Source organism: Roseofilum reptotaenium CS-1145 (genome assembly GCF_028330985.1).
Classification (GTDB): domain Bacteria; phylum Cyanobacteriota; class Cyanobacteriia; order Cyanobacteriales; family Desertifilaceae; genus Roseofilum; species Roseofilum reptotaenium.
The window spans coordinates 12,620-35,183 of record NZ_JAQMUE010000055.1; the positions used below are offsets into that span (position 1 = coordinate 12,620).

Consider the following 22,564-nt stretch of genomic DNA (forward strand, 5'->3'; position numbering starts at 1 on the left):
AACCCATCCCCTTCACCAGCAAAACTGAACCCCTAAAACGCTGGCTCCACAACTGGGACACCACCTACGAGGAACACCACAAAACCAAAACCACCACCGAAAGCCACTGGCGCAAAACCCTCCCCCAACAACTCAAAGAACTCAAAGAACTGCTCGATATTGAAACAATTCTCTCTCATCTCCCAACCGTAGGGGCGAAAAATTTTTCGCCCCCACAAACCGATATCCAAAATCTAATCCTCATTCCCCACCTCGACTTACACCGTCTCCCCCTGCACGCTCTCTTCCCCGAAACCTTCACCCTCACCACTCTCCCCAGCGCCCAAGTCGGCATCCAAAACACACCTTCTCCCACCAGAGAGGGCACAACTCTCCTCAATATCCAAAATCCCGATAGCATCAGTGAAGACAGCACCCCCTTACCTCCCCTTCCCGATGCCGATGTCGAATCAGCATACATTGCTCGCTGCGTCTCCCATGCTCTCACGTTGCCCAACACCCAAGCCACCCACGAAGCCGTCACCCAGCACCTGAAAACCGCCAACGCTACCCTCTTCCACTTTACCGGCCACGCTTCCTACAACGACAAACACCCCCAACGCTCCGCCCTCTACCTGAGCCAACAGGAACGCCTCACCGTGCAAACCCTCAGCCAACTCAACCTGAGCACCTATGAACTCGCCTGTCTTTCCGCCTGCGAAACCGGAACCACTGGTAGAGAAGCCTTCGAGAATGATTATGTGGGCATCAGTAGCGCCTTCCTCGCTCAAGGAGTCTCCCATGTTATTGCTACCCTCTGGACTGTAGAATCAGAAGCGAGCGCTCTATTCATGATGCGCTTTTACGAACAGCGCCAGCACCATCCCCATTTATCCGATATTGTCCTGTTTAATCAGATTCAACGTTGGTTTAAACAAGTTGCCTATGGCGAGTTATGGCAATGGTACGAAGCCATTCTCGCGGGTCTAGAATCTGATGAAAGCACGATTCAACCGATGTTAGTGGGAACATTGTTAAGTCGAGGGAAAAAATCGCCAGAAGATTCTCCCTATTCCCATCCCTATTATTGGGCAGCATTTACCATTTCTGGAACGTAGTGCCTTGACTATGCTAAAATGGTGGAATGAATTTGTTTTGTAGTCAGGGCTTTAGCCCTATCCAACTAGGCTTTTAAGCACTAAAGTGCTTACTACAAACAAAGCCCTATTTTAGGTAGGTCAGCCCACTAAGAATTAACTACATTTTACTGGATAGACTTATATCAATCATTTAAAGCAAAAATGAACTTCAACGCCCTATCTATTTCGCTCATTATTGATTGCTCCAGTTCTCCTCGAACAGCAACCAAACGGGAACGATAATCAACCGGATGAGTTTTTAAACAATCAGCAATAGATTTTTGGGTTAAACCATTCTCAGTTGAAGGATCAATTTCTATATTGGTTTTGATTCTGGCTTTTTTCTCACTCCAACCTGTAATCGGAACCACTTGAATAACTGGGACACGAGCATTGTAAAGATTATTGGTCACGACAACACAAGGCCGTATTTTTCCAGTTTCTGAACCTTGAGTTGGATCGAGGTTCAGATCTAAAATTAAGCCACGTGTGATATCTCTCATGTGTTACTCTGGCCAATCACTTAACGCAGCTTCTGTCAATTCTTGGGTTTCCTGGCAGGTTTGATAAACTTCAGCATATAACCGTGCCGACTCTTCTAAATCGAGCGATTCGGACTCTAGTTCCTGACGCAAACGCTCGATCGCTCTACGCACCAATGCATCTTGGTCAGAAAATCCATAATCCCGATATTTCTGCAAAAATTGTGCGTGGGGTTCTTCCACCTCAATTCGTACTTGAACCATAAGCCAGTAAGAATGCTAACTCTGTTATTTTAATCTAAAACGCTAATATTAAGTAAAGGGTGGTGCGTTACTACGAATCAACTAGCACAGAGCGCTATAATACGAAAATGTTTCCCCCGAACCGTCATGAATGATAGTCAACGCATCACCGCGATCGCTGTAATTGTGGCATTGGCTAACCAAAAAGCGCCCCTATCTCCAGCGCTACAAACTGAACTGAAAAATATCCTTAACATTCAGCCATTAAATTTTGGCACTCTGCATAACTTTGGCACTCAAGTTCCTCTCAAATCTATCTATTTCCAAGCACGTCAACGCTTGCAAACTAAAGCCAGTCAAAGGACAAAAGGAGATTTGCCCATTCCAGGAGAAGCGGATGATTCTGATACTTCGTTGCTGATTAATTATATTACCCAGCTAGATGAGAAAAAGAATACCGAATTAGAGGAAGTTTTGCAAAATATCGCCCAATCTGAAGATATACGTGCTGCCGCCAGAGCGACCTTGACGATGACTGGCTTTCCCGGTAATCTATGGTCATGGATAAAACGCAACTGATTTACCCGAATCTAAATTCATTTCTCTATGACTTACGCTATGGATTAGGGAGCGATAAAGAGCAACTTCAGGAAAATCGCTTAGGTTTTTGGCGCAAAGTTGATCCGCAGTTAGATGTAGAAGAACGGGTTAGTCAGGAAAAGGAATATGAAAACAAAGATTTCGCTTGGTTAAAATTCCTGCAATTTGAGTTGCCTCTCGATGGTTTTTCTGCACCCGCACAACTCCGGGATAGCTATGGTTTGTTGGTAAATTATTCGATAGATAAACAAGATAATAGGTCTGATTATTCGCCTCAAGATTACGATCAATTGCCTAATCTCAAGAATAGAATCCTAAAACACCTTGCCCATGGGCAAGATATCAGTCAATCGCAAAACTGCTACGGCACACTTGGCCAATCTTGGCTATTGTGGGCGCAAGTTTCCACAGATACAGATACAAAATCGGTGGCTGAAGCTTGCTGGGAAAAGTTGCGTCCAGATGACAACTGGGCGGCTAAACCCTGTTATTTGGGACATTGGAACGGTGCAGATATTTATGAGGTGCTGAGATTTCCGCAAAATTGGCAACAAAGTTGGCAAAAATTCCAGCAACACTATTATCATCTGGTGCTGGTTTTATTTCATCCCTCTGGCTCAATCGAAGCCCATCAGAACGTAATGCAAGTCCATTATGAAACGTTTCTCAAGTTGTTTTGTTTCCACAATAAAATGATATGGTCGTATTGGCGACATCAAGGGCAAGTCAAAATATTGCATGATGAATATGGCGAGCTAAAAAGTTTGATGAAAAATGTGCAAGATGGAAATCGGGAAACTCTAAAAGCGATGCGAGAAAACTTAAAGAAAAGCTTGCAGTTTTCCTCGACTTATGCTATAGGATTAAAAGATATCCAAGACCAAAAACATACGATAACCGTAAATGCCCATAACCATGGGAAAATCTGGCAAGAATTTGGGCTGAATTCATCACCACAAGTTCGGGAATGGATAGAGGAAACCTATCTGAAACAAATTGAAGCGGACTATGACAGTTTAGCGCCAGTTCTACCGATGACGGAGAATTTGATGCGATCGCTAGAAGGTATGATTAACCTAGAGCAAACCGAGAGCGATCGCGAACTCAATGATAGGCTTCAAGCACTCCAAGTTTTTGGTGCAGCTCTAGCCGTTGCCAGCATTACCGCTACTCTAGTCTCGACTCAAGCAAAAGAGCCAACACGATCGTCCGTTCCACCGCCACCAGGCTGGCCCTTCTGGTACATTATCCTATGGACTGTAGGGATGGGATGTTTAGCAATGATTGGGGTAGTTTGGGGGTTAAAAAAGGATCGGAAGAAATAGCGATCGCCCCCTCACACGCTCCCCAAAAATCATTCTCACCCTATAGACAAACACTGCCAGATACTCTATAGTGGTATATTGTCGCCAAAAATAAGGTTGCTCACTTTTCGTGAGACCTTCTAACGGAGACCCCAGTCGCCATAAGGAAACTGAGCCTTAGCGTGCTTAAGTCCAGGTGCTATAGATAAGGGTAACCAGTAATTCAAAACTTGGTTGTCTAAAGTGTTAAGGCCAATCCCCTTAATACGAATCTAAATAATTCAGCCAACTGCCTGAGTCTTGCTGTTGAAGTGAGGCCGGCATTTGTCTGAGTAACACTTAGGGAAAATTATAGATCCGGCCCATCCAATTAGGATGTGGCTTAATCGTTGTCTGTAAACAAAAAGGAGACTACCCAACCTGTGTCTGTAGGTATTCTCGGAACCAAACTCGGCATGACCCAAATCTTCGACATGGAAGAAGGAATCGCCATTCCGGTCACCGTTGTCCAAGCTGGGCCATGCACCGTAACCCAAATCAAAACCCCAGAAACCGATGGTTATAGTGCCATCCAACTGGGCTATGATGCTGTACCGAAAAAGCGGCTCAACCGTCCAGAAGTTGGGCACTTAGAAAAATCGGGCGCTGTGGCAGGGGAAACTGGACTGCGGCATCTGCGAGAATATCGCAGCGATACCGTCAGCAGCTATGAACTCGGTCAAGAACTCAAAGCTGACTTCTTTACAGAAGGTCAACTGGTTGATGTCGTTGGTAAAAGTATCGGTCGCGGGTTCGCCGGTTACCAAAAGCGCCATAACTTCCGCCGGGGGCCCATGTCCCACGGTTCAAAAAACCACCGCCTTCCTGGATCAACCGGAGCCGGAACCACCCCTGGACGAATTTATCCAGGGAAGAAAATGGCAGGACGTAAAGGCAATGCCCAAATCACGATCCGCAAACTGCAAGTCGTGCGGGTAGATGCCGATCGCAACCTACTGCTGATTAAAGGTTCAGTTCCTGGCAAACCCGGAACGCTCCTGAGTATCGCTCCAACCAATAAAGTGGGCGGCTGATCCATAAAGAAAGAGAGCCACTCTATCTAAGGGATCAAAGCAAGTAGAAAAGGAAAGATCGAAACTATGGTTAGTTGCGTAAGGAAAGACTGGCAAGGGTCAGAGGTGGGCGAAGCCAGCCTTGAACTCAAGGTCGCCAAAGAAGAAACGAGCGCTCACATTGTCCACCGGGCCCTCGTGCGTCAACTCAATAATGCCCGCCAAGGAACCGCTTGCAGCAAGACCCGCGCCGAAGTTAGAGGGGGCGGACGCAAGCCTTGGCGGCAAAAAGGAACCGGTCGCGCTCGTGCAGGTTCTATTCGTTCTCCCCTGTGGCGAGGGGGTGGGGTGATCTTCGGGCCCAAGCCCAGAAGTTATGAAACCAAGATGAACCGTAAAGAGCGGCGCTTGGCCTTAACTACTGCCTTAATGGGCAGAACCGATGACCTGATTGTAGTCGAAGAAATTGGCGACAACCTGGCTCGGCCCAAAACCCAAGAACTCCTAGGGGCGATTGGCCGTTGGGGAGCAGCAGAGACCGACAAAGTGCTACTTATCATCCCCGAACGCCATGAAAACCTCTATTTGTCTGCTCGCAATGTCCCCAGACTGCGATTAATTCTTGCCGAGCAACTTAATGTCTACGACATCCTGAATGCAGACAAAATCATAGCCACCGGTTCCGCTCTCGAAAAAATCCAGGAGGTCTATGGTGAGTAATTCTACTATTTCAGGCAATCGCGCCCTACCTGACCTGATCCGCCGCCCGATCGTCACCGAAAAAGGAACTCGACTCTTAGAAGACAACAAATATGTCTTTGAAGTCCTTCCCCAGGCCACCAAGCCAGAAATTAAGGCGGCGATCGAAAGCCTATTTGAGGTCAAAGTGACCAAGGTAAACACCTATCGCGCCCCCCGTAAAAAACGGCGTGTAGGTCGCTTCACGGGATATAAAGCTCAATACAAACGAGCTGTAGTTACCCTATCCCCCGGCGACCAGATCATCTTGTTCCCAGAAGTGTAATTGATGAACTGTTATGGGCATTCGATCCTACAAACCCTATACCTCAAGTACCCGGCAGCAGAGTGTCTCTGATTTTGCGGAGATCACTAAAGATCGGCCAGAGAAATCCCTGATCAAAAAAAATCACCGGGTCAAAGGCCGGAATAACCGAGGGGTTATTACCTGTCGCCATCGGGGGGGCGGTCATAAGCGGCGCTATCGTCTGGTTGATTTCCGGCGGAATAAATTCAACGTTCCCGCCAAAGTTGCGGCGATCGAGTACGATCCCAACCGCAACGCTCGCCTAGCCCTGTTGTTTTACACCGATGGTGAAAAACGGTACATCCTCCATCCTAGAGGATTAGCCGTAGGCACAACTGTGATTTCCGGTGAAAACGTTCCCATTGAAGTCGGCAACTGTATGCCCTTGGGTAACATGCCCTTGGGAACCAGCGTTCATAACATTGAACTCGTCTCCGGACGGGGTGGGCAAATTGTGCGTGCGGCTGGAGCTACGGCGCAAGTTGTCGCCAAAGAAGGGGACTATGTAACCCTGCGTTTACCCTCTACAGAAGTGCGGTTGGTGCGCAAAGAATGCTACGCCACCATTGGCCAAGTGGGCAACGTAGAAGCTCGTAATATCACCCTAGGAAAAGCTGGACGGACTCGGAGGAAAGGTCGTCGGCCTCAAGTGCGAGGTAGCGTCATGAACCCCGTGGATCACCCCCATGGTGGTGGTGAAGGACGGGCTCCCGTCGGTCGCAGTGGCCCTGTAACCCCTTGGGGTAAACCAGCCTTGGGTGCAAAAACACGGAAGAAACATAAATCTAGCGATCGCTTGATTGTACGTCGTCGTCGTCGGACTTCCAAGCGCGGTCGCGGAGGTCGTCAAGCCTAATCAATTAAAAATTAAAAATTAAAAATTAAAAAATGACTGTTTTTAGTTTTGGTTTTTAATGTTTTGATTGACTCCCCTGATTACATAACCTTGAAAGTCTTATGGCTCGTTCCTTAAAAAAAGGCCCCTTTGTTGCCGACCATCTGTTAACCAAAATTGAAAAACTCAATGATAGAGGCGAAAAACAAGTGATTAAAACTTGGTCTCGCCCCTCCACCATTGTGCCTCAGATGATTGGCCATACCATTGCTGTTCATAATGGCCGCCAGCATGTTCCCGTGTTTATCACAGAACAGATGGTCGGACATAAATTAGGAGAATTTGCTCCCACTCGAACCTATCGAGGCCATGCAAAGAGCGACAAAAAAGCTCGCCGATAATTAATATTCCCCCTAGGGATAATCGGTTTCCCCCTTATTGACTCAGGATGAAAGAAAAACGATGGCAATCGATACTTCTGTAGAAACTCGTGCGATCGCACGGTACATCCGTATGTCCCCCCATAAAGTCCGTCGAGTATTAGACCAAATTCGGGGAAAAACCTATCGGGATGCACTGATCGTACTCGAATTCATGCCCTACCGTGCCTGTCAACCCGTCTTAAAAGTGTTGCGATCGGCAGTCGCGAATGCGGAACATAACCAGGGACTCGACCCTAGAAGCCTAGTGATTAGCAAAGCCTTTGCTGACGCTGGCCCAGCCCTCAAGCGCTTTCGCCCTCGGGCCCAAGGACGGGCTTATCAAATTCGTAAACCCACCTGTCATATTACAGTAGCTGTTGCCCCAGAAGCGGCCAGCAGTTAGCTCAACCGTTGATTGATTGAGAGGATTACTCTGTGGGACAAAAAATACACCCAACTGGGTTTCGGCTAGGAATCACTCAAGAACACCGTTCTCGCTGGTTCGCGGATTCCAGACATTACCCAGGAATCTTACAAGAAGACTTTAAGATTCGTAAATATGTAGAAAAACAACTCAATAATGCCGGGATTTCCCAAGTCCGCATTGAGCGCAAAGCCGATCAGATCGACCTAGAAATCCATACCGCCCGTCCGGGTGTCGTCGTCGGTCGAGGGGGTCAAGGTATTGAGTCTCTACGCACTAACCTGCAAAAAGAAATTGGCGATAGCAATCGTCAAATTCGGATTAACGTCGTCGAAGTTACCCGTGTCGATGCTGATGCCGGTCTCCTGGCTGAATATATCGCCCAACAACTCGAACGTCGGGTATCCTTCCGCCGGGTTGTGCGCCAAGCCATCCAACGGGCCCAACGGGCAGGGGTTCAAGGGATCAAAATCCAAGTTAGTGGCCGTCTGAATGGAGCAGAAATTGCTCGGACAGAATGGACCAGAGAAGGACGAGTACCCCTGCATACCCTTCGGGCTGACATTGACTACGCTTACCGCACCGCTCAAACCATTTACGGGATCTTGGGCATTAAACTTTGGGTCTTCAAAGGAGAAATTATCCCTGGGCAAGAAGAAACTCCCCCACCTGGGCCCACCCCCAACCGTCGTCGAGGAAATCGCCGTCGCCCCCAATTTGAAGACCGATCCAACGAGAACTAATCGTTATTGGTGACCCATTATTGAATTGAGTTCTGGTCATGTTAAGTCCAAGAAGAACAAAATTTCGCAAACAACACCGAGGTCGAATGCAAGGGTTGGCTTCCCGTGGGAACGTCATTAATTTTGGAGACTTTGGTCTTCAAGCCCTAGAACCTCATTGGATTACCTCCCGCCAAATTGAATCGGGTCGTCGAGCGATGACTCGGTATATCAAGCGGGGCGGGAAAATTTGGATTCGCATTTTCCCCGACAAACCGGTAACCATGCGCCCAGCCGAAACCCGGATGGGTTCCGGGAAAGGAAACCCAGAATATTGGGTAGCCGTAGTCAAACCCGGACGGATTATTTATGAAATTGCGGGTGTGCCAGAAGACATTGCCCGTGAAGCCATGCGTCTGGCTTCCCATAAATTTCCGATCAAGACTAAATTTTTGGTGCGTGATTCCCAAGGTTAGAGAAGATGCCATTACCTAAGATTGACGAGGTGAGAAACCTTACCGATGAGGAACTGGGCGAGCAGATTGTAGCCATTAAACGTGAATTATTTCAGTTGCGGCTCAAGCAAGCCACCGGCCAGGGAGAAATCAAACCTCATCAGTTCAAACACCTCAAACACCGCCAGTCGCAGCTCTTGATGGTTGAAAGGCAGAGGCAGTTGGCTCAAACCCAATCGCAAGACACGACGACACCTGTAGAGGACACAGAGGAGTCATAATCTATGCCTGTCAAAGAACGAGTGGGTACTGTAATTAGCAATAAAATGCAGAAGACCGTGGTGGTAGCGATTGAAAACCGCAGCGCCCACCCCAAATACGGTAAAACCGTAGTCAAAACCAAGCATTACAAAGCCCACGACGAAGACAACCAATGTAAAGAAGGCGATCGCGTCTTAATTAAAGAGTCTCGTCCCCTGAGTCGAACCAAACGTTGGACTGTCAGTGAGATCCTAGAATCTCGTTAGTGACTGTTTATGCAGAGCGTTGATTCCCTTTTTGATCCAGGAATAAACCTATGATTCAACAAGAATCCTATCTCAATGTAGCCGATAACAGTGGCGCTCGTAAGATCATGTGTATTCGGGTTCTCGGTGGCAACCGAACCTATGGTTGCATTGGCGACGAAATTGTTGCTGTCGTCAAAGATGTCAACCCCAATATGGCGATCAAAAAATCCGATGTGGTTCGCGCTGTAATTGTGAGAACTAAAAAAGGATTGCGCCGCGACAGTGGCATGAGTATTCGCTTTGATGATAATGCTGCCGTCATTATTAACAAAGATGGCAACCCCAGGGGAACCCGTGTATTCGGCCCAGTGGCTCGTGAATTGCGAGATAAGAATTACACGAAAATCGTATCCCTAGCACCGGAGGTTCTGTAATGGCTAAAGCCGTAAAACAGAAATCACTTGCGACAAAAATGCATGTCAAAAAAGGCGATACCGTGCAAGTGATTGCGGGCAAGGATAAGGGAAAAGTTGGAGAAGTGCTTGAGGCGCTGCCCAAACTCAGTAAAGTCGTGGTTCAAAACGTGAATATTAGAACCAAACACGTTAAACCCAGACAAGAAGGAGAATCGGGACAAATCAAGACCTTTGAAGCTCCCATCCATAGCTCGAATGTAATGCTCTATTCCACCAAAGAAAAAGTAGCCTCTCGTGTCTCCTATACCGTTAATGAAGACGGAAAGAAGGTACGGATGCTCAAAAAAACTGGGGAAATCATTGATTAAGTTGGCAGGAAATCGCTATGGTACAACCCCTTAAAACCCGATATCAAGAAAAAATTGTTCCCAAACTGATGGAGCAATTTGGGTACACGAATATTCATCAAGTACCCAAAATCGAAAAAGTAACCATTAACCGAGGACTTGGAGAAGCATCTCAAAATGCCAAATCTCTAGAAGCCTCCCAAAAGGAATTGGCGATCATTACTGGACAAAAACCGGTAGTGACTCGTGCGAAAAAGGCGATCGCTGGATTCAAAATTCGGAAAGGAATGCCCATTGGCATCATGGTCACCCTACGCAGTGATCGCATGTATGCGTTCCTAGACCGATTAATGAACTTGGCTCTGCCCCGTATTCGGGACTTTCGAGGCGTTAGCCCCAAGAGTTTCGATGGACGCGGGAACTATAATCTCGGTCTGCGGGAGCAGCTCATTTTCCCCGAAATAGAATATGACAAAATTGACCAAATTCGAGGGATGGATGTTGCTATTACTACAACCGCTCAATCCGATGAAGAAGGACGCGCCTTACTGCGGGAAATGGGAATGCCTTTCCGGGAAAACTAAAGGAGTTTTATCGAGAGAGTAAACGATGGCCGTAAACGACACGATCGCGGATATGCTCACGCGCCTTCGCAATGCGAACTTAGCGCGGCATCAAACCACTCAAGTTCCATCCACTAAACTCACCCGGAGTATTGCCCAAGTCTTAAAAGATGAAGGCTTTATTTCCGATTTTGAGAATGTGGGGGAAGGAGTCAAAACCCAGCTCCGGATTGCCCTCAAATATAAAGGCAAAAACCGAAGCCCAATTATCAGCAAACTCGAACGGGTCAGTCGTCCCGGTCTGAGGGTTTATAAAAATCGCAAGGAACTCCCCCGCGTTTTAGGTGGGATTGGAATTGCCATTATTTCGACCTCCCATGGCATTATGACTGACCGTGAAGCCCGTCGCCAAGGTATTGGTGGTGAAGTGCTTTGCTATGTTTGGTAGCTTTGAATTGACGATTGCTCCAGAGCAAGCATCAATGATTAGACCCATGAACAAGGACAACAAGTAAAAGATTATGTCTCGAATTGGTAAACGTCCTATTAATATTCCTGACAAAGTAACGGTTACCCTTAATGGTCAACAAGTCTCTGTCAAAGGGCCAAAAGGACAGCTAGAGCGCATCTTGCCTTCAGAAGTCACGATTGAACAAGACAACAATACCTTAATTGTGAAACGGCGCAATGACTCCCGTAAATGTCGGGCGGCTCATGGTTTATGCCGTACCCTCGTCTTCAATATGGTGGAAGGGGTATCCAAGGGCTTTGAAAAACGCCTGGAACTGCAAGGGGTAGGCTATCGGGCCCAAGCCAAGGGCAAAGCCTTAACCTTAAATGTGGGATATAGCAAACCCGTAGATGTTGACCCTCCAGACGGGATCAATTTTGCTGTGGTCGATAATACCGGCAAAGCAGTTAATCAAGGCACTTTTGTGGTGATTAGCGGCATCGATAAAGAAGTGGTGGGCAATACTGCCGCCAAAATTCGCGATGTTCGTCCTCCCGAAGTCTATAAGGGTAAAGGCATTCGCTATCAGGGCGAAATCGTCAGACGTAAAGCGGGTAAGGCAGGTAAGAAATAACCATGAAACGAACCAGACAAGAATTTCGGCAGCGTAGACACAATCGCATTCGCAAGTCAGTCAGCGGAACGACTGAGCGTCCCCGGTTAGCGGTGTTTCGCTCCAATCAGCATATCTATGCTCAGGTCATTGATGATACCCAACATCATACCCTGGCGGCAGCTTCCACAATGGAATCAGAAATCAAATCTGCATTGAATGCTGCGGGTAGGACTTGTGAAGCGTCTGCCCAAGTGGGTAAGGCGATCGCCGAACGAGCCATCAATAAAGGGGTTTCCAAAGTGGTGTTCGACCGAGGTGGAAATTTGTACCATGGCCGCGTTAAAGCCTTAGCCGATGCGGCCCGTGAAGCTGGATTAGACTTTTAGCATAAACCCACAAAAACCATGGAAGAAAAAGAAAAGAAAGGCAAATCTCGCAAAGCCAACCGCAATCGGGAAAAAGAAAGTGAATGGCAAGAGCGGGTGGTGCAAATCCGCCGGGTGACCAAGGTGGTCAAAGGGGGTAAAAAATTAAGCTTCCGGGCGATCGTTGTTGTCGGCAATGAGCGCGGGCAAGTCGGTGTAGGTGTGGGTAAAGCTAGCGATGTCATCGGAGCGGTGAAAAAAGGAGTCGCTGATGCCAAAAAACACCTGATTACCGTACCCCTAACCAAATCGAACTCCTTACCCCATCCGTCCACCGGAGAAGCCACCGGCGCTAGAGTAATGATGCGTCCAGCCGCTCCCGGTACTGGGGTAATTGCTGGGGGTTCAGTGCGTACCGTACTAGAACTGGCAGGAGTTCAGAATGCTCTAGCCAAACAACTCGGTTCCAATAACCCCCTCAATAATGCAAGGGCAGCCGTTGATGCCTTGTCTAGCCTCCGTACCTTTGCGGACGTAGCCCAAGAACGGGGCATTGAGATCGAAAAACTTTATGTCTAGCGCCCAAGAAGGGACTAACCAGAGAGTAAACCGGTAAGCGCAAGGATAAATACCATGAGATTAGAAGATGTTGCACCTCAAAAAGGTTCCCGTAAACGCCGCCGTCGCGTCGGTCGGGGAATCTCGGCAGGTCAGGGTGCCAGTTGCGGCTTTGGAATGCGGGGACAAAAGTCTCGTTCCGGTCGTGGAACTCGTCCTGGGTTTGAAGGGGGACAAATGCCCCTGTATCGCCGTGTACCCAAACTGAAGCACTTTACAGTTATTAACAAACAACAGTACACTACGGTTAACATTCGTCAACTGGCTTCTCTCCCAGCTAATACTGAAGTGACTTTAGACTCATTGATGGACGCAGGAATTGTGACCACCAATGACGGCCCCTTGAAAATCTTGGGAGATGGAGAAATTAGCGTAGCTCTGCAAGTGAAAGCAGCTCAATTTACTGCTAATGCTCGCACTAAACTCGAAGGCGCTGGAGGGAGTTGCCAGGTTTTAGAATAAAGCGCTTTTCGCTTCGCGGACATGCGCTAGGCAAAAGGCAAGAAGCAAAAGCAAAAAGCTTCATCGCCTAAGACCATTAAGTTGGAAATTGCCCATGTTCACCCACCTATTTACCGTCGTCATCGAGGTATCCCTTAATGACCGTTAGTCGAGACAAAACCCCAAGCGCTCAAGAAACGTTTATCCAGATGGCTCAAGCAGCCGGCCTTAGAGGTCGGTTGCTCGTTACTCTGGGCTTATTAATTTTGGCTAGATTAGGGGTTTATATCCCCGTCATTGGCATTGACCGACAACAATTTAGCCGCAATATTGAAGGCAGTCCAGTTATTGGATTATTAGACCTATTTTCTGGTGGTGGGATTTCTCAACTGGGTGTTTTTGCCCTGGGTATCCTTCCCTTTATTAATGCCTCCATCATTATCCAATTACTCACTGCTGCTCTGCCCTCATTGGAAGATTTACAGAAAAATGAGGGAGAAGCCGGACGGCGTAAACTCTCCCAAATTACCCGCTATGTTGCTCTAGGATGGTGCATCCTTCAGAGTGTGGGGATTGGGTTATGGTTAAATAGCGCTCCTGGAGTGGCCTTAAATCCAGGGCCAACTTTTGTGATCCAAACCATTTTAGCCTTAAGTGCTGGCTCCATGTTAGTCATGTGGTTTGGAGAAGTGATTACTGAGCGAGGTATCGGCAACGGTGCGTCGTTACTGATTTTTGTCAATATTGTTTCTACGTTACCCAGATCCATTGGCCAAACCATCGAGTTAGCTTCTAGTGGAGATAGCAGCATTGTTGGACGCACCGTGATTTTGGTTATGGTCTTCCTAGTGATGATTGTCGGTATTGTGTTTGTTCAGGAAGGAACACGCCGAATTCCCATTATTTCCGCTCGCCGTCAAGTGGGTCGAAAACTGTATTTGGAAAAAAGCAGCTATCTTCCCTTGCGATTAAATCAAGGTGGAGTGATGCCGATTATTTTTGCTTCCGCCGTCTTGATTTTGCCAGTGACTTTGGCTGAGTTAACAGGTAGTTCAGCGATTGTTAGTGTAGTTCAATATCTGAGTCCAGGAGGAGCGTTATATATTCCGTTCTACTTGACCATGATTCTGTTTTTTAGCTATTTCTATGCTTCCTTGATTATGAATCCTGTGGATGTAGCTCAAAACCTGAAAAAAATGGGTTCGAGTATCCCTGGCATTCGTCCTGGAAAAGCAACGAGTGAGTATATCGAACGGGTTCTGAATCGGTTGACGTTCTTAGGAGCTGTGTTTTTAGGCATTGTGGCTATTGTGCCTACAGTGGTTGAAGGCTTGACCCGCGTCCCAACATTTCAAGGATTAGGCGCAACCTCCCTACTGATTTTAGTTGGGGTGGCGATTGACACCGCGAAGCAAATTCAAACCTATGTGATTTCTCAACGTTATGAAGGGATGGTGAAACAGTAGTGTCATGTCAAGGTTGATTTTTATTGGCCCCCCAGGTTCTGGGAAGGGAACCCAAGCCGCAGAACTCTCAAAACGAGAGAAGATTCCCCATATTTCTACTGGGGAGATTCTCCGTAATAGTGTGGCGAACAAGACTGATTTGGGATTAAAAGCTAAGTACTATATGGATCAAGGGTCTTTGGTTCCCGATCAGTTAGTCTTCGATTTAGTGGAGGAGCGGTTAAGTCAAGAAGATGCCCAAAATGGGTGGATTTTAGATGGTTTTCCCCGTAACAGTTCCCAGGCGGAGACATTTCAGCAAATGTTGTATGCCAAAAATAGAGATTGTGATTATGCCATTTTTTTAGAAGTGCCAGACGCAATTTTAATTGAGCGGCTTTTGTTGAGAGGACGGGCTGATGATACAGCCGAGACGATTCGCCATCGCTTAGATGTTTATCAAGAGGAGACTCAACCTTTGATTGATTTCTATGGCGCTCGAGGTAAACTGAGGCGGATTCGGGGAAATCAGCCCGTCGAGAAGGTGACTCAGGATTTACAACATGCTTTGACAACGGGACATTAGCGGTTGGTTAACCGATAACAAGATAGAGTTTGACAAAAAAAAATTGATAAGATATGTAAAGACCCCGAAAACATAATTTTCGGGGCATAGTCATGGGACGTAGATTCCTGTACTAAAAATCTGTTGAATTGAGGATAGATTACATTGGCTAAACAAGATTTGATTGAAATGGAAGGGCAAGTTACAGAATCTTTGCCTAATGCCATGTTTCGGGTAGACCTGGATAACGGGTTTAATGTGTTAGCTCATATTTCGGGCAAAATCCGTCGGAACTATATCAAAATTCTGCCGGGCGATCGCGTGAAAGTTGAATTAACTCCCTATGATTTAACCAAAGGGAGAATCACTTATCGATTGCGTAAGAAGTAGAGGAATCCTAATCTATCCCTCGTCTGGTTTGACAAAACCGAAGTAAAACTGATAAGATGTTATATTTGTAGACATTCAAAAATAGGGCATGAAAGTCCGAGCATCCGTCCGGAAAATGTGTGAGAAATGCCGAGTTATCCGCCGTAAAGGTCGGGTAATGGTGATCTGTTCTAACCCAAAACATAAGCAACGTCAAGGTTAACTTCAACCCCAGACCTGAATCAATTGGGATTACATTTTAGAGTGGATCGATTCTCCCCCTAGGGAGATGACCTAAGTTAAGTTGTTCAAGACGAGGGAGAAAAAGTGTGGCCAGAATAGCTGGTGTAGACCTACCACGAGATAAGCGCATAGAAATAGGTCTAACCTACATCTATGGGATCGGCTTAAGCCGTTCCCAAAAGATATTAGCGGATACTGGAGTAAATCCAGATACAAGAGTTAAAGATTTAACCGATGCGGATATTGTTGCCTTAAGAGGTACGGTAGAAAGCCAATATCAAATCGAAGGGGATCTCAGACGTTGGGAGGCAATGAATATCAAGCGTCTGATGGACATTGGAACCTATCGGGGCAGACGGCATCGTATGGGATTACCCGTACGGGGACAAAGAACCCGCACCAATGCCCGTACCCGTCGTGGAGTCCGCCGCACAGTAGCTGGGAAGAAAAAAGCAGCCGCTAAGAAATAACCTGCTGTTGGATGCGATCGCCCAGATTGGGATTAGTCCATTAAAGACCTTTGAGACCAAGATACATAGAGTGCAACCTAAATTATGGCACGACCGAAGAAAACAGGCCCTAAAAAGCAAAAGCGAAATATTCCTAATGGTGTAGCTCACATTCAATCGACGTTCAACAACACGATTGTCTCCATTACTGCTCCGAACGGAGATGTAATTTCTTGGGCTTCAGCCGGATCGAGTGGATTTAAGGGAGCCAAAAAAGGAACCCCCTTTGCGGCTCAGACAGCCGCGGATAGTGCTGCTCGTCGGGCGATCGACCAAGGAATGCGGCAAATTGAAGTTATGGTGAGTGGCCCAGGATCGGGGCGAGAAACTGCCATCCGTGCCCTACAAGGTTCCGGATTGGAAATTACCCTCATTCGAGATGTAACCCCCATTCCACATAATGGGTGTCGTCCTCCAAAACGGCGGCGGGTGTAAGGATCGTTCCCATTCTGCAATGAATGTAGATAAGACGACCTCACCCCATTCAATAACAGAAAAAAGCTAGGAAGGTCATGTGTCGCCCTCCTAGAAACCAGGCGAAGGGAGGTGGCTCTGTGGGGCAGTTTCAAGTTGAATGTGTTGAAAGTTATACCGAAAAAGATCAAAGTCAGTACAGCCGATTTATTCTAGAACCCCTAGAAAGAGGTCAAGGAACTACGGTAGGCAATGCCCTCAGACGGGTATTGCTTTCTAACCTATTGGGAGCAGCGGTAACCTCAGTGAGGATTGAGAAAGTCAATCATGAGTTTGCCACAATCCCAGGTGTTCGGGAAGATGTACTCGAAATCTTACTGAACATGAAGGAAATCATTGTTAAAAGCTACTCGAATCAACCCCAAATTGGCCGTTTAGTAGCTACGGGGCCAAAAACCGTGCAAGCGAGCGACTTTGATTTACCGTCAGAAGTGGAATTAGTTAATGGGACTCAGAAGGTAGCTACCCTATCAGAGGATGCAACCTTAGAAATGGAGTTTCGGATTGAAACGGGTACAGGCTACCGATCGGTAGACCGTAGTCGTCAAGATCCGACCGCCTTGGACTTTCTCCAGATTGATGCAATTTTTATGCCCGTATCTAAAGTCAATTATATGGTGGAAGATGCGCGGGTTGGGGGTTCCTTAGAACAAGACCGACTGATTCTTGATGTTACGACTAATGGGAGTATTACTCCTCAAGAAGCCCTATCTCAAGCATCAAACATATTGGTCGATTTATTTAGTCCTCTCAAAGATATTACCTTTGAGCCACTCAAGGACGAGCCAGAACTGACTGATGATCCCAACAGTCAGATCCCGATTGAAGAATTACAGTTATCGGTGAGAGCTTACAACTGTCTCAAACGAGCGCAGATTAATAATGTATCAGATCTACTAGATTACACCCAAGAAGATTTGCTCGAGATCAAGAACTTTGGAGCTAAATCGGCTGAAGAAGTGATTGAAGCCTTGCAACAGCGGCTAGGGATTACTCTGCCCCATGAAAAGGCCAAATCCTAACTGAGGCCAGGGGTTAAATCTTGTCTAAACTTTGAAACGTGGAAAAGTGTTATGCGTCATCGTTGTCGTGTCCCCAAGTTGGGAAAACCTGCTGACCAGCGTAAGGCTCTCCTGAGATCCTTAGCGACTGAGTTAATCCGTCATGGTCGGATTAAGACCACGAAAACACGGGCGAAAGCTGTCCGTAGTGAAGTGGAAAAAATGATTACCCTGGCGAAAAGTGGAACTCTGGCAGCCCGTCGCCAGGTTTTGGGCTATTTATACCTGAGTGGGAGTCCAGACCGTAAAGAACATATGCTGAAGAAAAAGCAATTGGTTCATGCGCTGTTTGAACAAGCACCCGATCGCTATGCCGATCGCCAAGGTGGATATACTCGCATTCTGCCCACCGTTCCTCGTCGAGGGGACAATGCAGAAATGGCGATTATTGAATTAGTCTAAGTCGAACCCTAAATCTAGGCGAGGGGAAAGACAGGGGAGTAAAAATGAAATCCCGTTGGCAACTCAAAGACTCGGACAACTTGACCGATGAGCGTCAACGCATTGCTCTAGTCATTCAGTACCTGGGAACCCATTTCCACGGTTGGCAGCGGCAAGGAAAAGGCGAACGGACGGTACAAGAGGAACTGGAGGCGGCGATCGCCTCGGTAACCAACCAGCGAGTTCCCGTAGTGGCTGCGGGTCGAACCGATACCGGAGTCCATGCAGCCGCTCAAGTCGCCCACTTCGATGTCTCTGGGCCTATTCCCCCTGAACGGTGGGCAACTATTCTCAATAATCGGTTACCCGAAGATATTCTAATTCGAGGTTCTGCTCAGGTTGTCCCCACTTGGCACGCCCGGTTTTCCGCCCTTTGGCGACGGTATCGATATACCCTCTATACCCACGCCAACCCCAACCTATTTGTGCGCAACCTGACTTGGCATTATTATTATCAACCTCTGGATGCCAACCGCATTCAAGCCGCCCTCGACCCCTTACTCGGTCGTCATCACCTATCTGCCTTTCATCGGGCAGGATCGAGTCGGACCCACTCCTGGGTAGACATTCAAACTGCCCAATGCACCACCCAAGAGCCATTTCTAGCGATAGAAGTCCAAGCCAATGGATTTCTCTATGGGATGATGCGGCTTCTAGTGGGATTATTGGTCAAAGTCGGTATCGCGGAAATAACCCCCACAGAATTCACCCATCTGTGGCAAGAGGAACGGCGAGATTTGGTGAAATACGCAGCTCCAGCCCAAGGCTTATGCTTACTGCGTGTTGGCTACCCAGACCCTCCCTTTCCCCCAGAAGTTTGGTTTGACACCCAACCCCAATTTAAATTGGGTTAAACCAAATCGCCCTCTATCAAAACCAACCATTCATTATGACTAAAACCTACTTACCTTCTCAAGAAAGTCTCGACCGTAAATGGTATGTGGTCGATGCTGATGGCCAGCGTCTTGGCCGTTTAGCGACAGAAGTGGCCAATATCTTACGAGGCAAAAATAAACCCACGTTTACCCCCCATATGGATGTTGGGGATTTTGTGGTTATTATCAACGCTGAAAAAATCCAGGTGACGGGTAAAAAGCGGGATCAAAAACTCTATCGCCGCCATTCTGGTCGTCCGGGGGGAATGAAAACTGAGACCTTTGCCAAATTGCAAGGGCGAATTCCCGAGCGTATTCTGGAAAAAGCAGTGAAAGGAATGCTGCCTAAAAATGCTCTAGGACGCAAGCTGTTTACCAAGTTAAAAGTTTATGCGGGGCCAAAACATCCCCATGAGGCACAAACCCCCCAAGTCTTAGAATTGAAAACTGTACCAGAAGGAGATAACTAATGCAAGCTACTGAGAATCAAAACGATCGGGCTGTTTATTGGGGAACCGGACGTAGAAAGTCGTCTGTTGCTCGCGTACGCTTGGTTCCCGGCCAAGGGAAGATGAAAATTAATGGCAAACCTGGGGATTTGTATCTCCAGTTCAATCCCCAATATCTGTCAGCAGCTAAAGCGCCTCTGGAAACCTTGGGTCTGGAAAATGACTATGACATTCTAGTGAATGTTACAGGGGGCGGATTAACGGGACAAGCGGATTCGATTCGTTTGGGTGTGGCGAGAGCTTTATGCGAGCTAGATCCAGATAATCGTCAACCTTTGAAAAGCGAAGGGTATCTTACCCGCGATCCGAGGGCAAAGGAGCGGAAAAAATATGGTTTACGCAAAGCTAGAAAAGCTCCTCAATACTCGAAACGGTAAGGGTAGGGGTGGGTTTCCCTCATCCCCCGACCCCTTCTCCCGCAGGAGAAGGGGAGAAAGTTCCTTTCCTGTGGGAGGGAAGCAATTGCAATTCAATATATAATAGGGTTTAAACCCGCTTAGTTGTTAGTGTTTTTGTACAGTGTAATCATCATGCCTAAATCTGATATTCACCCCCAATGGTATCCAGAAGCTAAAGTATATTGTAATGGCGAGTTTGTAATGACCGTGGGTTCAACTCAGCCAGAACTTCATGTGGATGTCTGGTCTGGAAATCATCCGTTTTATACAGGAACTCAGAAAATTATTGACACTGAAGGACGGGTGGAACGATTCCAGAAACGGTATAACTGGATGGGAAGTACAGGTAACAAGAAGTAGCAGCTATTGCGATTGGTCTTGGTGGGTTGTAGGGGTTTAAACCTACGGTCCATGTATCACTCCCCTGCTGTAAACAACCTAAATCTTGGACACTAGAACAATGGCTGAAGCATATCTTCTTGACAAACTTACTTCTGTTGAACAAACATTTAACGAATTGACTCGTCGGTTAGCCGATCCAGATATTGCCACGAATCCAGAAGAGGTGCAACGGGTGGCTAAAGCTCGTGCGTCTCTGGAGGAAGTGGTGAATACTTATGAGATCTGGAAAAAGGCTCAAGACGAGTTGATGGGAGCTAGAGAAATTTATAAGGAGTCGAGCGGCGATCGCGAGTTGCAAGAGATCGCTGCATTGGAAGTACAGGAGCTAGAAACAAAAATCGATCAATTAGAACATCGATTGACAATTTTATTACTGCCCCGCGATCCCAATGATGATAAGAATATTATGTTGGAAATTCGTGGAGGCACGGGAGGAGATGAAGCAAGTATTTGGGCGGGCGATCTGTTAAGAATGTATTCTCGCTATTCGGAAGTGCAAGGATGGAAGGTGCAGCTCGTTAGTGAGTCCCCAGCAGAAATGGGTGGATTTAAGCAGGCGATCCTGGAGGTGAAAGGGGAGCAGGTTTATAGTAAGCTCAAGTTTGAGGCAGGTGTTCACCGGGTGCAACGGGTTCCGGTAACAGAAACGGGGGGACGAGTTCATACGTCAACAGCGACGGTAGCAATTATGCCGGAAGTAGACGAGGTAGAAGTTGATATCGATGCTAAGGACGTAGAAATTAGTACGGCTCGTTCCGGTGGTGCAGGTGGACAAAATGTAAACAAAGTGGAAACGGCGGTGGACTTATTCCATAAACCAACGGGAATTCGGGTGTTTTGTACAGAAGAGCGATCGCAGTTGCAAAACCGAGAACGGGCGATGCAGATTTTGCGGGCAAAACTGTATGAAATGAAGCTGCAAGAACAGCAAAGTGCAGTGACCGATATGCGGCGATCGCAGGTCGGGACGGGTTCGAGATCGGAAAAAATCCGTACCTACAACTACAAAGATAACCGGATCACCGATCACCGCCTGGGTCAAAACTTTGTTTTGGGAAGTGCGTTAGAAGGTAATATTGAAAACTTAATTCAGGCGTGCATCACCCAAGATCAGCAATTCCGTTTAGAAGAACTAGCCAATCAAACTGTTCAAACTTAGAAATGGGGGATTATGAATTCAGAGTTACAGGTAAAACCTGATTCTAATCTATCCGAACTTTACGATCGAGACTTCTATTTGTGGGTACAGACAACAGTGCAGTTACTCCAAGAAAGACGGCTCGATCGAATTGATTTTGAGAGTTTGATTGAAGAAGTTGAAAGCATGGGAAAACGAGAGAAAAAGGAGTTAAAAAGCAGGCTGACTACTTTAATCGAACATCTCTTAAAACTGAAGTATTGGGAATCTGAAAAAGCAAACAAGGCTAGAGGATGGCGACAAACCGTTGTGGAGCAACGCCGACAAATTCAATATTTATTAGAAGATAGTCCTAGTCTCAAAGTTTTGTTAATAGAGATCTGGACTGAGTGTTATGGAAATGCGAGGAAGGATATTATTAGGAAGTATAGACTAGAGCCAGAATTGTTTCCACCTGAAGCAGGGTTGACACTAGATGATATTCTTGATGATGATTATATTCCAGAGTAAATTGAATGATTAGAGTGATTCAACGGGTTGCTTAAGTGCCAATTTTAGTTCTTGTTCTAAGACCAAGATCCAATAATATCAAGTCCGAGTAATCAGTTTAACTATGTACAGTGCGTTTCCACTCCTACATTGTTCTGGTAGAACAGTGCCTGTTCTCTATTCCCTATTCCCTAACGTGAAGCATTGCATCATAGCCAATTAACCGGACTTGATATGATAAATCAAAAGAATAACAAAATTTATGACTACTAAAATTGGTGTGTTTCTGCCGAAAAAACAGGATGGAGATGATAAGCAACCCTCTATTAAACGTCTTAATAAGCTCCCCAATGAGGTTATTGATGAACTTTTAGCTTTGATTAAATGCAATAAGGAAGTCAGTTTAGTAGAAGTAGAAGATCTCAATAATACATTAATTCTTAATGGAAATGTCTTCTACAAAAACTTTAATCTGAATGAATAATATCAAGTCCGTTGAATAAGTTGTGATATAGCAGTGAGTTCACTCCACCCGTAAAAATCGGTTAACCCTCCAATTAATTCTGGCTGTTTCAATAAGGTTTGGCAGCGCTGGTACAACACTTCTTCTAGCTGATC

Annotated in this window: 39 protein-coding genes; 36 read left to right on the forward strand and 3 right to left on the reverse strand. The window is 46.7% G+C overall.

Going from position 1 to position 22,564, the window contains the following annotated elements; translation table 11 throughout:
- Positions 1-32: 32 nt before the first annotated feature.
- Positions 33-230 carry a hypothetical protein gene (locus tag PN466_RS09175; RefSeq protein ID WP_271938923.1) on the reverse strand — a complete coding sequence of 66 codons (198 nt, stop codon included), beginning with the start codon at positions 228-230 and terminating at the stop codon, positions 33-35.
- A gap of 42 nt (positions 231-272) precedes the next feature.
- Here PN466_RS09175 and PN466_RS09180 point away from each other — a divergent pair, with 42 nt between their 5' ends.
- Positions 273-1,097, forward strand: a complete 825-nt coding sequence (locus PN466_RS09180) for a CHAT domain-containing protein (protein WP_271938996.1) — start codon at positions 273-275, stop codon at positions 1,095-1,097.
- Between the two features lie 164 nt (positions 1,098-1,261).
- Here PN466_RS09180 and PN466_RS09185 read toward each other — a convergent pair whose 3' ends face one another.
- Entirely contained in the window at positions 1,262-1,621 is a 360-nt protein-coding gene (locus tag PN466_RS09185) for a type II toxin-antitoxin system PemK/MazF family toxin (protein WP_271938925.1), read from the reverse strand.
- Between the two features lie 3 nt (positions 1,622-1,624).
- The gene (locus PN466_RS09190; RefSeq protein ID WP_271938926.1) at positions 1,625-1,864 is read right to left on the reverse strand and encodes a hypothetical protein; all 240 of its coding nucleotides are present in this window, start codon (positions 1,862-1,864) and stop codon (positions 1,625-1,627) included.
- A gap of 126 nt (positions 1,865-1,990) precedes the next feature.
- Here PN466_RS09190 and PN466_RS09195 point away from each other — a divergent pair, with 126 nt between their 5' ends.
- From PN466_RS09195 to PN466_RS09365, 35 genes are all read left to right on the forward strand, one after another.
- Positions 1,991-2,422: a hypothetical protein gene (locus PN466_RS09195; protein WP_271938928.1), complete on the forward strand. Its 432-nt coding sequence runs from the start codon at positions 1,991-1,993 to the stop codon at positions 2,420-2,422.
- Positions 2,404-3,768: a hypothetical protein gene (locus PN466_RS09200; protein WP_271938930.1), complete on the forward strand. Its 1,365-nt coding sequence runs from the start codon at positions 2,404-2,406 to the stop codon at positions 3,766-3,768. Before PN466_RS09195 ends, PN466_RS09200 begins: the two co-directional genes overlap by 19 nt.
- A gap of 401 nt (positions 3,769-4,169) precedes the next feature.
- Positions 4,170-4,820, forward strand: a complete 651-nt coding sequence (gene rplC, locus PN466_RS09205) for a 50S ribosomal protein L3 (RefSeq protein WP_271938932.1) — start codon at positions 4,170-4,172, stop codon at positions 4,818-4,820.
- Positions 4,821-4,886: 66 nt separating this feature from the next.
- The gene (rplD, locus tag PN466_RS09210; protein ID WP_271938934.1) at positions 4,887-5,519 is read left to right on the forward strand and encodes a 50S ribosomal protein L4; all 633 of its coding nucleotides are present in this window, start codon (positions 4,887-4,889) and stop codon (positions 5,517-5,519) included.
- The gene (locus PN466_RS09215) at positions 5,509-5,823 is read left to right on the forward strand and encodes a 50S ribosomal protein L23 (protein WP_271938935.1); all 315 of its coding nucleotides are present in this window, start codon (positions 5,509-5,511) and stop codon (positions 5,821-5,823) included. The genes rplD and PN466_RS09215 overlap by 11 nt, the downstream gene beginning before the upstream one ends.
- Positions 5,824-5,836: 13 nt before the next feature.
- Positions 5,837-6,700: a 50S ribosomal protein L2 gene (rplB, locus tag PN466_RS09220; RefSeq protein WP_271938937.1), complete on the forward strand. Its 864-nt coding sequence runs from the start codon at positions 5,837-5,839 to the stop codon at positions 6,698-6,700.
- Positions 6,701-6,801: 101 nt separating this feature from the next.
- Complete coding sequence (gene rpsS, locus PN466_RS09225) at positions 6,802-7,080, forward strand: 30S ribosomal protein S19 (RefSeq protein WP_271938938.1); 279 nt, start codon at positions 6,802-6,804, stop codon at positions 7,078-7,080.
- Positions 7,081-7,141: 61 nt separating this feature from the next.
- On the forward strand, positions 7,142-7,504 hold the full coding sequence (rplV, locus tag PN466_RS09230; RefSeq protein WP_271938940.1) for a 50S ribosomal protein L22: 363 nt from the start codon (positions 7,142-7,144) through the stop codon (positions 7,502-7,504).
- A gap of 32 nt (positions 7,505-7,536) precedes the next feature.
- A complete protein-coding gene (rpsC, locus tag PN466_RS09235; RefSeq protein WP_271938942.1) occupies positions 7,537-8,268 on the forward strand; it encodes a 30S ribosomal protein S3 in 732 nt (243 codons plus the stop codon).
- A 38-nt stretch (positions 8,269-8,306) separates the two neighbouring features.
- Positions 8,307-8,723, forward strand: a complete 417-nt coding sequence (gene rplP / locus PN466_RS09240; protein WP_271938943.1) for a 50S ribosomal protein L16 — start codon at positions 8,307-8,309, stop codon at positions 8,721-8,723.
- A 5-nt stretch (positions 8,724-8,728) separates the two neighbouring features.
- Positions 8,729-8,983: a 50S ribosomal protein L29 gene (rpmC, locus tag PN466_RS09245; protein ID WP_271938944.1), complete on the forward strand. Its 255-nt coding sequence runs from the start codon at positions 8,729-8,731 to the stop codon at positions 8,981-8,983.
- Positions 8,984-8,986: 3 nt separating this feature from the next.
- Positions 8,987-9,229 (forward strand): 30S ribosomal protein S17, encoded by a 243-nt coding sequence (gene rpsQ / locus PN466_RS09250; protein WP_271938945.1) that lies wholly within the window; start codon positions 8,987-8,989, stop codon positions 9,227-9,229.
- 50 nt (positions 9,230-9,279) lie between these two features.
- Complete coding sequence (gene rplN / locus PN466_RS09255; protein ID WP_271938946.1) at positions 9,280-9,645, forward strand: 50S ribosomal protein L14; 366 nt, start codon at positions 9,280-9,282, stop codon at positions 9,643-9,645.
- The gene (gene rplX / locus PN466_RS09260; protein WP_271938947.1) at positions 9,645-9,995 is read left to right on the forward strand and encodes a 50S ribosomal protein L24; all 351 of its coding nucleotides are present in this window, start codon (positions 9,645-9,647) and stop codon (positions 9,993-9,995) included. The genes rplN and rplX overlap by 1 nt, the downstream gene beginning before the upstream one ends.
- Before the next feature lie 17 nt (positions 9,996-10,012).
- Complete coding sequence (rplE, locus tag PN466_RS09265) at positions 10,013-10,558, forward strand: 50S ribosomal protein L5 (protein ID WP_271938950.1); 546 nt, start codon at positions 10,013-10,015, stop codon at positions 10,556-10,558.
- 25 nt (positions 10,559-10,583) lie between these two features.
- Entirely contained in the window at positions 10,584-10,985 is a 402-nt protein-coding gene (gene rpsH, locus PN466_RS09270) for a 30S ribosomal protein S8 (RefSeq protein ID WP_271938952.1), read from the forward strand.
- Between the two features lie 73 nt (positions 10,986-11,058).
- Positions 11,059-11,622, forward strand: a complete 564-nt coding sequence (gene rplF, locus PN466_RS09275; protein ID WP_271938954.1) for a 50S ribosomal protein L6 — start codon at positions 11,059-11,061, stop codon at positions 11,620-11,622.
- Between the two features lie 2 nt (positions 11,623-11,624).
- Positions 11,625-11,990 (forward strand): 50S ribosomal protein L18, encoded by a 366-nt coding sequence (rplR, locus tag PN466_RS09280; protein WP_271938956.1) that lies wholly within the window; start codon positions 11,625-11,627, stop codon positions 11,988-11,990.
- 18 nt (positions 11,991-12,008) lie between these two features.
- On the forward strand, positions 12,009-12,548 hold the full coding sequence (gene rpsE, locus PN466_RS09285) for a 30S ribosomal protein S5 (protein ID WP_271938959.1): 540 nt from the start codon (positions 12,009-12,011) through the stop codon (positions 12,546-12,548).
- 54 nt (positions 12,549-12,602) lie between these two features.
- On the forward strand, positions 12,603-13,049 hold the full coding sequence (gene rplO, locus PN466_RS09290; protein WP_271938961.1) for a 50S ribosomal protein L15: 447 nt from the start codon (positions 12,603-12,605) through the stop codon (positions 13,047-13,049).
- 137 nt (positions 13,050-13,186) lie between these two features.
- Entirely contained in the window at positions 13,187-14,494 is a 1,308-nt protein-coding gene (gene secY / locus PN466_RS09295) for a preprotein translocase subunit SecY (protein ID WP_271938963.1), read from the forward strand.
- A gap of 4 nt (positions 14,495-14,498) precedes the next feature.
- Positions 14,499-15,059 (forward strand): adenylate kinase, encoded by a 561-nt coding sequence (locus PN466_RS09300; protein ID WP_271938965.1) that lies wholly within the window; start codon positions 14,499-14,501, stop codon positions 15,057-15,059.
- A gap of 144 nt (positions 15,060-15,203) precedes the next feature.
- A complete protein-coding gene (gene infA, locus PN466_RS09305; protein ID WP_271938968.1) occupies positions 15,204-15,428 on the forward strand; it encodes a translation initiation factor IF-1 in 225 nt (74 codons plus the stop codon).
- Between the two features lie 88 nt (positions 15,429-15,516).
- Entirely contained in the window at positions 15,517-15,630 is a 114-nt protein-coding gene (rpmJ, locus tag PN466_RS09310) for a 50S ribosomal protein L36 (RefSeq protein ID WP_271938971.1), read from the forward strand.
- A gap of 106 nt (positions 15,631-15,736) precedes the next feature.
- Complete coding sequence (rpsM, locus tag PN466_RS09315) at positions 15,737-16,120, forward strand: 30S ribosomal protein S13 (RefSeq protein ID WP_271938974.1); 384 nt, start codon at positions 15,737-15,739, stop codon at positions 16,118-16,120.
- Between the two features lie 84 nt (positions 16,121-16,204).
- Positions 16,205-16,594, forward strand: coding sequence for a 30S ribosomal protein S11 (gene rpsK / locus PN466_RS09320; RefSeq protein WP_271938977.1), 390 nt, complete (start codon positions 16,205-16,207; stop codon positions 16,592-16,594).
- A 77-nt stretch (positions 16,595-16,671) separates the two neighbouring features.
- Positions 16,672-17,655, forward strand: coding sequence for a DNA-directed RNA polymerase subunit alpha (locus PN466_RS09325; protein ID WP_271938980.1), 984 nt, complete (start codon positions 16,672-16,674; stop codon positions 17,653-17,655).
- 51 nt (positions 17,656-17,706) lie between these two features.
- Entirely contained in the window at positions 17,707-18,096 is a 390-nt protein-coding gene (gene rplQ / locus PN466_RS09330; RefSeq protein ID WP_271938982.1) for a 50S ribosomal protein L17, read from the forward strand.
- 44 nt (positions 18,097-18,140) lie between these two features.
- Positions 18,141-18,989 carry a tRNA pseudouridine(38-40) synthase TruA gene (gene truA, locus PN466_RS09335; protein WP_271938984.1) on the forward strand — a complete coding sequence of 283 codons (849 nt, stop codon included), beginning with the start codon at positions 18,141-18,143 and terminating at the stop codon, positions 18,987-18,989.
- Between the two features lie 35 nt (positions 18,990-19,024).
- Positions 19,025-19,480 (forward strand): 50S ribosomal protein L13, encoded by a 456-nt coding sequence (rplM, locus tag PN466_RS09340; protein WP_271938987.1) that lies wholly within the window; start codon positions 19,025-19,027, stop codon positions 19,478-19,480.
- Complete coding sequence (gene rpsI, locus PN466_RS09345; protein WP_271938989.1) at positions 19,480-19,896, forward strand: 30S ribosomal protein S9; 417 nt, start codon at positions 19,480-19,482, stop codon at positions 19,894-19,896. Before rplM ends, rpsI begins: the two co-directional genes overlap by 1 nt.
- A 153-nt stretch (positions 19,897-20,049) precedes the next feature.
- On the forward strand, positions 20,050-20,277 hold the full coding sequence (gene rpmE / locus PN466_RS09350; RefSeq protein ID WP_271938991.1) for a 50S ribosomal protein L31: 228 nt from the start codon (positions 20,050-20,052) through the stop codon (positions 20,275-20,277).
- Positions 20,278-20,377: 100 nt separating this feature from the next.
- Complete coding sequence (gene prfA / locus PN466_RS09355; RefSeq protein WP_271938993.1) at positions 20,378-21,478, forward strand: peptide chain release factor 1; 1,101 nt, start codon at positions 20,378-20,380, stop codon at positions 21,476-21,478.
- A 12-nt stretch (positions 21,479-21,490) separates the two neighbouring features.
- Positions 21,491-21,967: a DUF29 domain-containing protein gene (locus PN466_RS09360; protein ID WP_271938994.1), complete on the forward strand. Its 477-nt coding sequence runs from the start codon at positions 21,491-21,493 to the stop codon at positions 21,965-21,967.
- 241 nt (positions 21,968-22,208) lie between these two features.
- Entirely contained in the window at positions 22,209-22,430 is a 222-nt protein-coding gene (locus PN466_RS09365) for a hypothetical protein (RefSeq protein ID WP_271938995.1), read from the forward strand.
- Positions 22,431-22,564 lie beyond the last annotated feature (134 nt).